This is a genomic window from Nocardia sputorum (assembly GCF_027924405.1).
In the GTDB taxonomy this organism is placed as follows: domain Bacteria; phylum Actinomycetota; class Actinomycetes; order Mycobacteriales; family Mycobacteriaceae; genus Nocardia; species Nocardia sputorum.
The window spans coordinates 3,940,216-3,956,663 of the sequence record NZ_AP026978.1 but is presented as its reverse complement, the minus strand read 5'-3'; the positions used below and the strand labels follow the sequence as shown (position 1 = coordinate 3,956,663).

The 16,448-nt window shown below is 71.7% G+C and carries 1 protein-coding gene; it reads left to right on the top strand.

Annotated features, from left to right (window positions below; translation table 11 throughout):
- Positions 1 to 10: 10 nt before the first annotated feature.
- Positions 11 to 16,414 (top strand): type I polyketide synthase, encoded by a 16,404-nt coding sequence (locus QMG86_RS17805; protein ID WP_281873417.1) that lies wholly within the window; start codon positions 11 to 13, stop codon positions 16,412 to 16,414.
- Positions 16,415 to 16,448: the final 34 nt, after the last annotated feature.

Genomic DNA, 16,448 nt, shown 5'->3' with positions numbered 1-16,448 from the left:
AGGAAATCCCATGGTCGAAGCAGCGAGTGACATCGCTATCGTCGGAATGTCGTGCCGGATGCCGGGCGCCTCCGACCTGGAGAAGTTCTGGCGATTGCTGCGCGAGGGCCGCGATGCCGTCGGGCCCGCGCCCGCCGACCGGCCCGGTGTCGAGGAGACCGCGGGATTCCTCGACTCGGCTACGGAATACGACGCCGGATTCTTCGGTGTCCCGCCGAACGAGGCGAACGTTCTCGACCCGCATCAGCTGCTCGGGCTCGAACTCAGCTGGGAGGCGTGGGAGGACGCCGGTCTCGGTCCCGGGACGGGCTCGCGGGCGGGCGTGTTCCTGGGTTGCACCGGCACCGATTTCGCCGAAATCGTGGCGACCCAGGGCATACCCGGCATCGGCAGGCACTCGCTGTGGGCCGTCGGGCGAGGAGTCACCGCCAACCGGATCTCGAACTACTACGGGTTCACCGGGCCGAGCATGGTCGTCGACAGCGGACAGTCCTCCTCCTTGGTCGCGGTGCACCTGGCCTGCGCGGCGATCCGCGACGGCGAGTGCGACGTGGCCGTGGCGGGCGGGCTGAATCTCATCCTGTCCCCGTTGAGCGGCGAACGATACGAACAGTTCGGCGCGCATTCGGCGACGGGGCGATGCCACACCTTCGACGACCGGGCCGACGGTACGGTCCGCGGCGAGGGCGGCGGCATGATCGTGCTCGAGCCGGTGGAGCGAGCGATCGCCGCGGGACACCGGATCTACGCCGTGATCCGTGGCAGCGCCGTCAACAACGGCAACGAACGGCAGGTGCTGAGCGCCCCCAGCGCCGCTGCCCAGGCCGCCGTCATCCGGGCCGCCCTGACGGCGGCCGGGGTCGACGGGCCCTCGGTGCAGTATGTGGAGCTGCACGGCACGGGTACGCCGGCGGGCGACCCGGTGGAGGCGGCGGCGCTCGGTGAAATCTACGGCGCGGGGCGTCCGGCGGGTCAGCCGCTGGCCGTGGGTTCGGTCAAGACCAATATCGGGCATCTCGAAGGCGCCGCGGGAATCGCGGGGTTGATCAAGACCGCACTGTGCCTGCGGCACGGGCAGCTGGCGCCCAGCTTGAACTTCCGCAACCCCAATCCCCGGATCCCGCTGGACGAGCTGGGGCTGCGGGTGCAGACCAGCACGCAGCCGTGGACGAGCGACGCGCGTCGCCGGGCCGGTGTGTCCTCGTTCGGGATGGGCGGAACCAACGCGCACGTGATCCTCGAGGAGGCGCCCGCGGCGGCGGCCGCGGCGGCGACCGCCGAGCCCCGGCCCGCGGTGTGGGTGCTGTCGGCTCGGAGCCGAGAAGCATTGCGGGAGCAGGCCGTTCGTCTGTGCGAGTGGCTGGCGGAGAACCCGGAAGCCGGTACCGCCGACGTGGCGTACTCGCTCGCCCACACCCGGACGCCGCTGGAGTGGCGGGCAGCCGTGGTGGGGTCCGGCGCCGAGCGGATGAGTGCCGGGCTCGCCGCCCTGGCCGAGCGGGCGCCCGATCCGGGCGTCGGCGATCCCGCGGTGGTGTCCGGCCGTGCCGCGTCGCGCCGGGTGGTGTTCGTGTTCCCGGGTCAGGGCAGCCAGTGGGTGGGCATGGGCGCCGGACTGCTGGCGTCCGACGAGGTCTTCGCGGCGTCCATCGCGGAATGCGAGGCGGCGCTTGCGCCGTTCGTGGACTGGTCGTTGACCGAGGTGCTGCGCGGGACGCCGGGAGCGGCCTCGCTGGATCGCGTCGACGTGGTGCAGCCGGTCCTGTTCGCGATGCTGGTATCGCTGGCGCGGCGGTGGCAGGCCGCCGGTGTGCGACCGTCCGCCGTGGTGGGGCATTCGCAGGGCGAGATCGCGGCGGCGGTGGTGGCCGGTGGCTTGTCGCTGGAAGACGGGGCGCGCGTGGTGGCCCTGCGCTCGCGCGCGGTCGCGGAACTGCTGGCGGGCTCGGGCGGTATGGCGTCGGTCGGTCTGCCGGGCGAGGCGGTCGCGGACCGGCTGGCGGCCTTCGGCGGCCGGTTGTCGGTGGCGGCGGTGAACGCTCCCGGCCAGACCGTGGTGTCCGGTGCGGCCGACGCGATCGAGCAGTTCCTCGCCGATTGCACGGCCGAAGGGGTCTGGGCGAAACGTATCCCGGTGGACTACGCGTCGCATTCGGCGGCGGTGGAACGCATTCGCGACCGGGTGCTTGCCGACCTGGCCTCGATCCAGCCCAAAACCGGTGCTGTTCCGTTCTTCTCGACGGTGACGGCCGAGTTCGTGGACACCGCCGGACTGGACGCGGCGTACTGGTATCGCGGGTTGCGCGAGCAGGTGCGCTTCGCCGAGTCGATCGAGGCGTTGCTGCGTGCGGAGTTGACCGCGTTCGTGGAGACGAGCCCGCATCCGGTGGTCGCCTCGGCGATCGAACTGGTGGCCGAGGCGCTGGGCGCGGCCGACCGGGTGGCGGTGTGCGGCACATTGCGTCGTGGCCACGGGGGACCCGACGAGTTCGCCGTGGCGTCGGCCCGGGCCTACTGCGCGGGTATCGACGCGGTGGTGGCGGAATTGGCTCCCCCCGCCGCGCGGGTCGACCTTCCGGTCTACGCGTTCCAGCGCAGCCGGTGCTGGACACCGCAGGTCGGCGCGGGCGCCGCGGATCTGCGCCGCGCCGGGCTGCTCGCGCCGGACCATCCGGTACTGAGCGCGGCGGTGCCGGTGGCCGAGCGCGACGAATGGCTGTTCACCGGGCTCCTGGCCCCGGACGACCAGCGCTGGCTGGCGGATCACCTCGTCTTCGGGGCTCTCGCCGTGCCCGCGGCGGTGTGGCTCGAGACCGCGTGGAGCGTGGGCGCTCGGGTGGGCGCTCCGGAGATCGAGGACCTCCGGATCGAGGCGCCGCTCCCGGCGAACCTGCCGTGGGCGATCCAGGTGCGCGTCGCGGCGGCCGACGAGAGCGGGCGGCGGACGTTCACCGTCCACGCCCGGCCCGCCACCGCCGACGCCGCTGCGGACTGGTCTCGGTGCGCGCAGGGCGTGCTGGCCGTGGACCGCGACGAGACCTCCGCCCGGCCGGGCATCGAATGGCCGCCCGCCGGGGCCGAGCGCGTGGCCGCCGAAGAACTGTACGACCGGCTGGCCGGCCGTGGGCTCGGCTACGGCGTGGCTTTCCAGGGAGTCACGGCGTCCTGGCGGCGCGGTCGCGAGGTGTTCGCCGAGGTGTCGCTGGATGAGTCGGTGGGCGATCCGGGCCGGTTCGGCGTCCATCCCGCGCTGCTCGACGCCATGACGCACGCCGCGACGGATCTGCTCGCCGACGACGCAGCCCCTCGGACGCCGATGCCGCTGTCCGCCAGGGGCGCTCGGCTGTATCGCGCCGGGGCCGCCGCGGCCCGGGTGCGGGTCGAACTGATCGGTGCGGACACCCTGCGAGTGACGGCCGTGTCCGAGGACGGCGACCCGGTGCTCACGGTCAGCTCGCTGGGAATGCGCATGGTCGAGCGGGTGGCGGAGTCCACGGCGTCCGCGCCCGCTCCGGTGCGCAGGAGGCGTGCCACCGTGGAAGGCCCGCTGGCGCCGCGGCTGTTCGCCGTGCCGGAGCCGGAACGAGACGCGCTGGTGTGGCGGGTCGTCGCCGAGCAGACCGCCGCGATACTCGGCTACGAGTCGCCCGAGGCCGTTCCCGCCGACCTGCCCTTCACGGCCTTCGGATTCGACTCGCTGAGCGGCGTCCAGTTGCGCGACCGGCTGGCCGCCGCCACCGGGCTGACGCTGCCCGCGACGCTGATGTTCGACCATCCGACGCCCACCGCGGTGGCGCGGCTGGTGCGCGCGCGCCTCGAAGGCGTGGATCCCGCCGCGCCGCGCGCGGTGCGCCGCGGCCGATCCGACGAGCCGATCGCCATCGTCGGGATCGGCTGCCGCTTCCCCGGCGGTGTCGGATCGGCCGAGGACCTGTGGCGTCTCGTCGCTTCCGGAACCGACGCGATCTCGCCGTTCCCCGAGGACCGTGGCTGGGACCTGGAGCGGCTGTTCCACCCCGATCCGGACCAGCCGGGCACGTTCTACATCCGGGAGGGCGGCTTCCTCCCCGACGCGGCGGAATTCGACGCCGGGTTCTTCGGGATCGGCCCACGCGAGGCGGCGGCGATGGATCCGCAACAGCGGCTGATGCTGGAGGTCGCCTGGGAAGCCCTGGAGGACGCGGGCCTCGATCCCGCCGCGCTCCGCGGTACGGACACCGGCGTGTACGTCGGCGCCTGCGCCTCGGGCTACGCGGAGGGCGTGACCGGGGAGTACGAAGGCTTCCGGCTGACCGGGACATCGCACAGCGTGATCTCCGGCCGCGTGGCCTACCTCTTCGGCCTGGAAGGCCCCGCCGTCACGGTCGACACCGCGTGCTCCTCGTCCCTGGTCGCGCTGCATCTGGCGTGTCAGGCGCTGCGCCAGGGGGAGACCTCCCTCGCGCTGGCCGGTGGCGTGAGCATCTCGGCGAGTCCGGCGCTGTTCGTCGACTTCGCGCGCCAGCGGGGGTTGGCGGCGGACGCGCGGTGCAAGCCGTTCTCCGCCGCGGCCGACGGCGTGACCTGGTCGGAGGGGGTCGGCGTGCTGGTCGTCGAGCGCCTCGCCGACGCCCGTCGCCTCGGGCACCGGGTTCTGGCGGTCGTGCGCGGCAGCGCGATCAACCAGGACGGCGCGAGCAATGGCCTGACCGCGCCGAACGGTCCGTCGCAGGAGCGGGTGATCGCGGCGGCGCTGGCCGACGCGGGACTGACGCCCACCGAGGTGGACGCGGTGGAGGCGCACGGAACCGGCACCGCGCTGGGCGATCCGATCGAGGCGCAGGCGCTGATCGCGGCCTACGGCGCCGAGCGGGCGCGACCGCTGCGGATCGGATCGGTGAAATCGAATATCGGTCATGCCGTCGCGGCCGCGGGTGTCGGTGGTGTCATCAAGATGGTGCAGGCGTTACGGCACGAAACACTGCCGAAGACTGTGCATCTCGATGCGCCGAGCCCGCATGTGGACTGGTCGGCGGGTTCCGTGCGGCTGCTGAGCGAGGCGGAGCCCTGGCCGGCCGGCGACCGGGTGCGTCGTGCCGGGGTGTCGTCGTTCGGGATGAGCGGGACCAACGCGCACCTCATCCTGGAGGAGGCGCCGCCGTCGGTGCTTCCGGCCGCAACCACGGGTGCCGCGGACGAGTCCGGTGATCGGAGCGTCCGGACGTGGACCGTGTCGGCGCGCACCCAGGAAGCGCTGCGCGCGCAGGCCCTTCGGCTCACCGAATGGCTGACGGCGCGAGACGACCTGCACGCCGACGATGTGGCGCACACCCTGCTGCGGCACCGCGCGCAGCTGGAATTCCGCGCCGCGATCGTCGGGCGCGACCTCGACGATCTGCGCTCCGGGCTCGCTGGTCTGGCCGGATCCGCGAGCGCCGACGACGACGCCGTGGTCACGGGCCGGGCCGCGGCACGCAGGGTGGCGTTCGTATTCCCAGGTCAAGGCAGTCAGTGGCCCGCGATGGGCGCCGAACTGCTCGCCACACACGAGGTTTTCGCGGCGTCGATCGCGGAATGCGAGGCGGCGCTGGCGCCGTTCGTGGACTGGTCGCTGACCGCGGTGCTGCGCGGAGAACCGGGCGCGGCGTCCTTGGACCGGGTGGACGTGGTGCAGCCCGCGCTCTTCGCGGTGCTGGTGTCGCTGGCGCGAGTGTGGCGGGCGAGCGGGGTGGAGCCCGCCGCGGTCGTGGGACATTCGCAGGGTGAGATCGCGGCGGCCGTGGTCGCGGGCGGTCTTTCGCTCGCCGACGGTGCGCGCGTGGTCGCCGCGCGGTCCCGGATCGTCGCCGAAGAACTGGCGGGAGCCGGTGGCATGGCGTCGGTCGGTCTGGCGGTGGACGCGGTCACGAACCGGTTGACCGGGTTCGGGAACCGTTTGTCCGTGGCGGCGGTGAACGGTCCGGCGCAAACCGTGGTCTCGGGGGAGACCTCGGCCGTGGACGAATTCCTCGCGGCCTGCGCGGCCGACGGCGTGTGGGCGAAACGGATTCCGGTGGACTACGCGTCGCATTCGGCCGCGGTGGAGGCCATCCGCGATCGGGTACTGGCGGAGCTGGCTGCGGTCGCGCCGCGATCCGGTTCGGTGCCGTTCTTCTCGACGGTGACCGCGCACTATGTCGATACCGCGCTGCTGGACGCCGCCTACTGGTATCGCGGCCTGCGTGAGCCCGTCCGGTTCGCCGAGTCGGTCGACGCGCTGCGGCGAGCGGGTGTGAACGCTTTCATCGAGGTCAGCCCGCACCCGGTCCTCACGGTCGGGATCGAGTTGACGGCGGACGCCGTGGGCGCGTCCGGCCGGGTGGCCGTCCTGGGCACCTTGAAACGCGATCAGGGTGGGCCGCAGCAGCTGTCGCTCGCGCTGGCGCGCGCCCACTGCGCTGGTGTCGACGTCGCGGCGCGGGCATTGGCTCCCGTCGCCACCCGGGTGGACCTGCCGAGGTACGCGTTCGAGCACCGGCGGCACTGGCTGATACCGGGCGGTGCGCCGGATATCCGGCAGTCGGGCCTGGACGAGGCGGCGCATCCCTTGCTGGCGGCGATGGTGCGTCTGCCGGACGGCGACGAGGCGGTGTTCACCGGCAGGCTGTCGCGTTCGGCGTATCCGTGGCTGTCCGATCACGCGGTCGCGGGCGTGGCCGTGCTGCCCGGAACCGCCTTCGTGGAACTCGTCCTTCATGTCGGTGCGGTGGTCGAGTGCACGCTGCTGTCCGAACTGGTGCTCGAGGCGCCCTTGGTGGTGCCGTCGACAGCAGCCGTCGAACTACGGGTGGTGGCCGGTGCCCCGGACGAGAAGGGCTCACGTTCCGTGTCGGTGTATTCGCGGTCGGACGGGGCGTCTCGCGCCGAGCGCGGTCCGGTCGATCAGAGCGCGGGCGCACCGCAGTGGGTCCGCCACGTCACCGCCACCATCACCGCCGAAGCGGACGCCGTGGCCCCGGCCGTGGCCGTCGCGCCACCGGCCGGTGTGCCCGCCGTGGATATCGCCGGTGCCTACGCGGATCTGGCCGAACGCGGTTACGACTACGGGCCGGTGTTCCAAGGGTTGACCGCGCTGTGGCGTGGTGATGGCGAAGTCTTCGCCGAAGTGACCCTGCCCGAGCCCGGCCGCGCCGGGGTCGCCGGATTCGGGGTGCACCCTGCTCTGCTGGACGCGGCACTGCATCCGATCCTGCTGGGCGGACTCATATCCGACGTGCCGGAAGGGACGGTCGCGGTCCCGTTCTCCTGGGAGAACGTCAAGTTGTCCGCGACCGGAGCGACCACGCTGCGGGTCCACGCGACCGTATCCGGCGCCTCCGCCGCAGCCAGGCGGATCGCGGTCACGCTCACCGATGCATCGGGTCTGCCGGTGGCCGAGGTGGGCGCGTTGACCATGCGTCCGATTCCGGTCCAGGCACTCGGACGGTCCCGGCCGCCCGGCGAGGGGCTCGGCTATCGCGTGGAGTGGGTCGCCTTGCCCGAGATGGACGCGATCGCGGACACCGGAGTCTGGAGCGAAGGCGAGGACGGCGACACCGTGCGTCTCGCGGGCCGGGCGGCGACGGTGATCCGGCTCGACGAGGACGCCGACCGCGCTGTGCCGGAATCGGCGCGGGATGTGGTGACCGCGCTGACCACCCGGATTCAGCGACTGCTGGATGGGGAAGACACCATCGTCGTGGTCACCCGCCGGGCCGTGGCGGCGCATCCCGGCGAGCCGGTCGATCTGTCCGCGGGAGCGGCGTGGGGGTTGCTGCGCAGCGTTCAGCGCGAGCATCCGGACCGGATCCTCCTCGTCGACGTCGACGACTGGGCAGGTTACCGGCACGACGTCGCCCTCGCGATCACCACGACCTCCGAACCGCAGTTCGCCGTCCGCCGCGGCGTTGCGCATGTTCCGCGCCTGCACCGGGCCGCAGGAGATGTCGGTAACGCGAGTGTGGCGACGCGGGCACCGGCGTGGGCGCTGACCCACCACGGCAAGGGCACCTTGTCCGGCGACAACCTGACGTTGGTCGAGACGCCGGAGGCGTTGCGGGCACTCGGCCCCGGCGAGATCCGGGTGGCGGTGCGGGCGGTCGGTCTCAACTTCCGCGACGCCCTCATCGCCTTGGGGATGTACCCCGACCCGGACGCCGTGCTGGGCGTCGAAGGTGCGGGTGTGGTCGTGGAGGTGGGTTCGGAAGTGACGGAACTCGCGCCCGGTGATCGTGTTTTCGGGTTCTTGACGGGTGTGGGGTCGTTGGTGGTGGTTGATTCGCGGTTGGTGGTGGGGATGCCTGCGGGGTGGTCGTTTGCGGAGGCGGCGGCGGTGCCTGCGGTGTTCGCGACGGCGTTTTACGGGTTGGTCGATGTGGCCGGGGTGCGTGCTGGGGAGAGGGTGTTGGTGCATGCGGCGACGGGTGGTGTGGGGTTGGCGGCGGTGCAGGTGGGGCGTTGGTTGGGTGCGCGGTTGTTGGTGACGGCGAGCCGGTCGAAGTGGGGTGTGTTGCGGGATTTGGGTTTTGGTGATGAGGAGATCGGTGATTCGCGGTCGTTGGAGTTCGAGGGGAAGTTCGGTGCGCTGATCGGTGGTGTGGATGTGGTGCTGGATTCGTTGGCGGGGGAGTTCGTTGACGCGTCGTTGCGGTTGCTGGGGCCTGGCGGGCGGTTCGTCGAGATGGGGTTGCTGGATCGACGTGACCCCGAGCGAGTAGCCGCCGAACACCCCGGCGTGCGGTACGAGAGTTTCGTCCTGCTGGATGTGGCGCCGGAACGGCTGCGGGAGATCCTGACCACGGTCGTGGAGCTGTTCGAGGCCGGAACCCTGACGCCGTCCCCGCTCACCGCATGGGATCTGCGGCAGGCGCCGGAGGCGTTGCGGCTGATGAGTCAGGGTCGGCATATCGGCAAGAACGTGCTCACCGTGCCGAGGCCGTTGCGGCCGGAGGGCACGGTGTTGATCACCGGTGGTACCGGTGGTTTGGGTGCGTTGGCGGCGCGGCACCTGGTCTCCGAGTACGGGGTGCGCAGGCTGGTGCTGGCCAGCAGACGCGGCCCGGACACACCCGGTGCGACCGAACTGCGTGACGAACTCGTGGCCTCGGGTGCGCACGTGGAGGTCGTCGCCTGTGACGCGGCGGACCGGGACGCCCTCGCGGCGACGCTCGCGGCCATCCCCTCCGAGCATCCCCTGACCGGCGTCGTCCACGCCGCGGGCGTGCTGGCGGATGGCCTGTTCACCGACCTGACGGCGGAGCGGATCGCGGAGGTGATGCGGCCGAAGGTGGACGCGGCGTGGAATCTGCATTCGGCGACGCGGGACATGGAGCTGTCGATGTTCGTGTTGTATTCGTCGATCGCGGGTGTGATCGGCAATGCGGGGCAGGCGAATTACGCGGCGGCGAACGTCTTCCTCGACGCCTTGGCCCAGCACCGGCATGTGCAAGGTCTGCCCGCGACCTCGATCGCCTGGGGACTGTGGGGTCGCAGCACCGGCATGACGGGTGCGCTCGGTGACGCCGACATCGCCCGGTTGCGGCGGGAGGGTTTCCCGCCGCTGGGTGAGGAAGAGGGGATGGCCCTGTTCGACGGCGCACTCGCGAGCGGCGCGTCCGGGTTCGTGGCCGTCCGCGTCGACCGCGACGCCTTGGCCGAAACGAAACCTCGCGCACTGACCCGCGATCTGGCGCGTCCGTCCCGCCGCCGCGTCGCCGATGACGTGGCGCAACGCCCGGAATTGGCCGCGCGGCTGGCGGGTCGCTCGGCTGCCGAGCAGGACCGCGTCGTGCTCGAACTCATCCGCGCCCAAGCCGCGGCGGTATTGGGGCACACCGGCGCGGAGTCGATCCCGGCGGACACACCGTTCCGCGAGATCGGATTCGACTCACTCGGTGTCATGGAATTCCGCAACAGGCTGTCCGAAGTCACCGGTCTCCAGTTGCCGTCGACACTGGTCTTCGACCACCCGACCGCCGCCGCGATGGCGAAGCTGGTGCGCTCCCTGGCGATGCCCGGCGACGCGCCCGAACCCGCCGAGCAGGCGCCGCGCAGCCGCCCGGTCGACGAACCGATCGCCATCGTGGGCATGAGCTGCCGCTTCCCCGGCGGAGTCACCTCACCGGAGAGCCTCTGGGAATTGCTGGCCGCGGGCACGGACGCCAGCGGCGATTTCCCCGCCGACCGCGGCTGGGATCTCGCGCGACTGTTCGACGCGGATCCCGACAAACCGGGTACCTCCTACACCCGGCGCGGCGGCTTCCTCCCCGACGCGGGCGATTTCGATGCCGCATTCTTCGGCATCGGTCCCCGGGAGGCGTCCGCCATGGATCCCCAGCAGCGCCTGCTGCTGGAAGCGACCTGGGAAGCACTGGAGGACGCCGGGATCGACCCGGCCGCGTTGCGCGGCAGCGATACCGGCGTGTTCGCCGGAGCGTGCTCGTCCGGCTACGGCGACCGGATCACCGGAGACCTGGAGGGCTACCGTCTCACCGGCACCACGCACAGCGTGATCTCCGGCCGGGTCGCCTACGTCTTCGGTTTCGAGGGTCCCGCCGTCACCGTGGACACCGCGTGCTCGTCGTCGCTGGTCGCCCTGCATCAGGCCACCCGCGCGCTGCGCGACGGAGAGACCTCGCTGGCACTGGCGAGCGGTGTGACGGTCGCGGCGGAGCCGTATCTCTACGTCGACTTCGCCCGTCAGCGCGGCCTGGCGCCCGACGGACGCTGCAAATCGTTCGCCGCCGCCGCCGACGGCGTCGGTTTCGCCGAGGGCGTCGGGGTGCTCGTGCTCGAACGGCTGTCCGACGCCCAGCGCCTCGGGCACCCTGTTCTCGCTCTCGTGCGCGGTAGCGCGGTCAACCAGGACGGCGCGAGCAATGGCTTGACCGCGCCGAACGGTCCGTCCCAGGAGCGGGTGATCGCGGCGGCGCTGGCCGACGCGGGGCTCACACCCGCGGACGTGGACGCGGTGGAGGCGCACGGCACCGGTACGACGCTGGGCGATCCGATCGAGGCCACGGCCCTGATCAATGCCTACGGGCGCGACCGCGCCGGTCGCCCGCTGTTCATCGGGTCGGTCAAATCCAATCTCGGCCACACCATCGCCGCCGCGGGTGTCGGTGGCGTGATCAAGATGGTGCAGGCGCTGCGGCACGAAACCCTGCCGAAGACACTGCACGCGGACGAGCCGAGCCCGCACGTGGACTGGTCGGCGGGCGACGTGCGGTTGCTGACCGAGCCGGAGCCCTGGCCCGCCGGTGACCGGGTGCGTCGCGCCGGCGTCTCGTCGTTCGGTGTCAGCGGCACCAACGCCCACGCCATCCTGGAGGAGGCGCCCGCGCCGGCGCCGGTCGTGCCCGCGCCCGGGCCGCGCCTCGAGACGGTCGTGCCCTGGCTGGTGTCGGCCGGCTCCGAGTCAGGTCTGCGGGCGCAGGCCGAGCGGCTACGGCAGTGGTCGATCCACCATCCCGACGCCGCCCCTTGGGATACCGCCCATGCGCTGATCACCTCCCGCGCACAGCTGCCGTGGCGTGGCGTCGTCGTCGGACATGACCGGGACGAATTGCTCTCGGGGCTGGCGGAATTGGCCGCCGGTGCCCCGGGCGCGATCGCGGCGAAGGCGAACACGACCGGCCGCACCGCGTTCCTGTTCACCGGTCAGGGCGCGCAGCGCGCCGGGATGGGCGCCGGTCTGTACGCGGCGTTCGGTGTGTTCGCCACGGCCTTCGACGAACTGTGCGCCCACATCGACCCGCTGCTCGGCCGGTCGCTGCGGGAGCTGGTCTTCGACCCGGACGGCGGCGGGCTGCTGGATCGGACCGAGTTCACCCAGCCCGCGTTGTTCGCGTTCGAGGTGGCGCTGTTCCGGCTGCTGGAATCGTTCGGCGTCGTTCCGGATGTGCTCATCGGACATTCGATCGGCGAACTGACCGCCGCCTACCTCGCCGGAGTGTGGTCGCTGCCGGATGCGTGCGCGCTGGTGGTGGCGCGCGGGCGGTTGATGGGCGCACTGCCCGGCGACGGCGCGATGCTGGCCGCGGCGATGCCCGAGGACCGGGCGGTCGACGTGCTCGGCGAGTTCGCGGACCGGGTTTCGATCGCCGCGGTGAACGGGCCGGAGTCGGTGGTGTTCTCCGGCGCGGCCCCCGCGATCGACGCGATCGCCGGTCGGCTGGCCACGGCGAATGTGCGGACCTCGCGGCTGCGGGTGAGCCATGCGTTCCATTCGGCGGCGATGGATCCGATGCTCGGCGAATTCCGCGGCGTGGCAGAAGGTTTGACCTACCACCGGCCGTCCGTCCCGATCGTGTCGAATGTGTCGGGCGCTCTGGTCGACGCCGAAGTGACCGACCCGGACTACTGGGTGGCCCAGGTACGCGGGTGTGTCCGGTTCGCGCCCGGTATCGCGACCCTGATCGACGACGGCGTCCGGCGATTCCTGGAGGTCGGCCCGGATGCCGTGCTGGCGGCGATGGTCCGGCAGTGTCTGGCCGAAATGCCCGCGGCCGAAGGGGAGTCGATCGTGGTCGCGGCCGCTCGGCGCTCGACCGACGAGCCGGATCGGTTCGTGACCGCGCTGGCGCAGTCCGCCGCCGGAGGTGTGCCGGTGGACTGGACGCCGTTGTTCGCGGGCCGTGCGAGCGCGCGGGTAGCGTTGCCCACGTACGCGTTCGAGCGTCGGCGGTACTGGTTGCCGTCGGTCCGGGTGGCGGACGTCGCGCACTCGGGTCTGGACGACGCGGGTCATCCATTGCTGGGCGCCCTGGTGCGGTTGCCGGATTCGCCGGATGTGGTGTTCACCGGGCGATTGTCCACAGCGGATCATCCGTGGCTGGCCGATCACGCGGTCGGCGGGGCGGTCGTGTTCCCGGGCGCCGCTTTCGTCGAACTCGTCCTGCACGCCGGTACGGTTCTGGCCTGTCCAGCGGTGTCGGAGCTGGTGATCGAAGCGCCCCTGCCGGTGCCCGCGACGGGTGCGGTCGAGCTGCGGGTGGTCGCCGGCGGGACGGAGGAATCCGGTGCACGGGCGGTCACGGTGTATTCGCGGTCGCGTGACCGCCAGGAGCCCGATGCCGACGCTCCATGGGTGCGTCACGTGACTGCGACGGTGACCGCGCGGGCGGATGGCCCGTCGGCCCCGACGGCGGCGAGCTGGCCGCCGGCCGGTGCGACCGCACGGGAACTGACGAGCGCCTACGCGGATCTGGAGGAACTCGGCTACGAGTACGGCCCGGCCTTCCGGGGGCTGACCGCGCTGTGGCGCGGCGACGGCGAAGTCTTCGCCGAGGTCGTCCTGCCCGAGTCCGCTCGCGCCCAGGCCGGCGGGTACGGCCTGCATCCGGCGCTGCTGGACGCGGCGCTGCACTCCGTCCTGGTCGGGGGGCTGGCGCCCGAGCCGGTGGCCGGTGCGGTGACTGTGCCGTTCTCCTGGGAAGACATCGGAGTGCATGCGGCCGGAGCCACCACGGTGCGGGTCCATGCCGCCGTGTCCGGCGCGGCGGCGGGAGAAACCCGGATCGCGGTGACCCTCACCGACACTTCGGGACGGCCGGTGGCCGAGATCGGGGCGTTGAGCCTGCGCAGTCTCGCGACCGGCGCGTTCGCCTCGGCGCGGCACCGCACGGTCGGCTACGGACTCGACTGGACGGCGCTGCCCGCAGTCGAAGCGAGCGCCACCGGGATCTGGGACGTCGCCGGTGACCTCGAAACCGTGCACGTCGCGGGCCGGGACGTGACGGTGGCCCGGGTCGAAACCGCCGTCGACGGGGTGGCGGTGCCCGTGACCGTGCGCGCGGTGGTGACCGCGACGGCTACGCGCGTGCGGGAGTTGCTGGAACGGGACGGCCGTGTTGTCGTGGTGACCCGGCGGGCGGTGGCGATCCACACCGGAGAGCCCGTGGATCCGGCGGCGGCCGCGGCGTGGGGGTTGTTGCGCACCGCCCAGAGCGAACACCCGGACCGGCTCGTCCTCGTCGACGTCGACGAGTGGGATCACCTGCGGCGCAGCGTCGTATCGGCGCTGACGCTGGAGGTCGAACCGCAACTCGCCGTCCGCGGCGGCGTCCCGCACGCACCGCGACTGCACCGTGCCGGGCACACCGGCCTGCGCGGCGCGGAGCTACTGCGCGCCGCCGGGTCCGCCGACCACCGCGAATGGGGACTGGCGCCGATCGGGAAAGGCACGCTCAGCGCGGACAACTTCGAGCTGCGTGAACTTCCGGCCGCCTGGGCGCCACTGGCTCCGGGGCAGGTGCGGGTGCGCACGATGGCGGTCGGCCTGAACTTCCGGGACGTGCTCGTCGCGCTCGGCACCTACCCCGACCCGGACGCCGTGCTGGGCGTCGAGGGTGCGGGTGTGGTGGTCGAGGTGGGTTCGGAAGTGACCGAACTCGCGCCCGGTGATCGTGTTTTCGGGTTCTTGACGGGTGTGGGGTCGTTGGTGGTGGTTGATTCCCGGTCGGTGGTGCCGATTCCCGCGGGGTGGTCGTTCGCGGAGGCGGCGGCGGTGCCTGCGGTGTTCGCGACGGCGTTCTACGGGTTGGTCGATGTGGCCGGGGTACGTGCCGGGGAGACGGTGTTGGTGCATGCGGCGACGGGTGGTGTGGGGTTGGCGGCGGTGCAGGTGGGGCGTTGGTTGGGTGCGCGGTTGTTGGTGACGGCGAGCCGGTCGAAGTGGGGTGTGTTGCGGGGTTTGGGTTTTGGTGATGAGGAAATCGGTGATTCGCGGTCGTTGGAGTTCGAGGGGAAGTTCGGTGCGCTGACCGGTGGTGTGGATGTGGTGCTGGATTCGTTGGCGGGGGAGTTCGTTGACGCGTCGTTGCGGCTGCTGGGGCCTGGTGGCCGGTTCGTCGAGATGGGGATGCTGGATCGGCGCGACCCCGCCCAGGTAGCCGCCGCATACCCCGGGGTCACCTACAGCGGTTTCATGCTCATGGACGTGGACCCCGACCGGCTCCACGAAATCTTGACCCGCATAGTCGACCTCTTCGAGGCGGGTGTGCTCACCGCGTCTCCACTGACCGCCTGGGACATGCGGGATCTCCCTGAGGCGTTGCGCTTCATGAGTCAGGCTCGGCATATCGGCAAGAACGTGCTCACCGTGCCGAGGCCGTTGCGGCCGGAGGGCACGGTGTTGATCACCGGTGGTACCGGTGGTTTGGGTGCGTTGGCGGCGCGGCACCTGGTCTCCGAGTACGGGGTGCGCAGGCTGGTGCTGGCCAGCAGACGCGGCCCGGACACACCCGGTGCCGCGGAGTTGCGCGACGAGTTCGTCGCCCTCGGCGCCCACGTGGACGTGGTCGCTTGTGATGCGGCGGACAGGGAGTCGCTGGACGCGGTACTGGCGGCGATCCCGCCGGAGCATCCGTTGACCGGCGTCGTGCACGCCGCCGGGGTGCTGGCCGACGCGCTCCTGGAGAACCTGACGGCGGAGCGGATCGCGGAGGTGTTGCGGCCGAAGGTGGACGCGGCGTGGAATCTGCATTCGGCGACGCGGGACATGGATCTGTCGATGTTCGTGTTGTATTCGTCGATCGCGGGTGTGATCGGCAATGCCGGACAGGCGAATTACGCGGCGGCGAATATGTTCCTCGACGCCCTGGCGCAGCACCGGCACGTGCACGGCCTACCAGCGACCTCGATCGCCTGGGGCCCGTGGCAGGCGGACACCGGCATGACGCGAGCGCTCGGCGACGCCGACTTCGCCCGGTTGCGGCGGGAGGGTTTCCCGCCGCTGGGCGAGGAAGAGGGGATGGCTCTGTTCGACGCCGCACTGGCCGACGGTAGAGCGGCGTTCGTCGCGGCCCGGGTCGTGCTCACGGAGATCGCCGATCACGACCCGCGTCCGATCATGCGCGACCTGCTGGGACCCACCCCGCGCCGAGCCGAGACCAGGGGGAGCGCATCGCCGGAACCGGTGCACCGCCTGGCGGGCCTGCCGACCGCCGAGCAGGATCGCGTCGTCCTCGATCTGGTTCGCGGCGAGGCCGCGGCCGTGCTCGGAAGCGACATCGAGTCGATCCCCGCCGACAAACCTTTCACCGATATCGGATTCGACTCACTCGGTGTCATGGAATTCCGCAACCGGTTGAAATCGGCCGCCGGCGTCCCGGTGCCCGCGACAGCGATGTTCGACTACCCGACTCCGCGGGAACTGGCCGGCTACCTGCGTCAGGAGATCGCTCCGATCGAGGACCCCGCGAAACGGATCGCCGCCGACGTCGAAGCGCTGGGCCGCAGCGTCGCCTCCGCCGATCTGTCGGCCGCCGACCGGTCGTCGCTGGCGACCACCTTGTCCGCCCTGCTGCGTGAGCTCGAAGGCAGGGACGCCGGTGCCGTCGATCCGGGCGGCGACGCCGACCACCTCGACACCGCGGACGATCACGAACTCTTCGAGTTCATCGACAACCTCAGCTGAACGCGCACGATCAGGAGCCCCACCGATGGCCGAC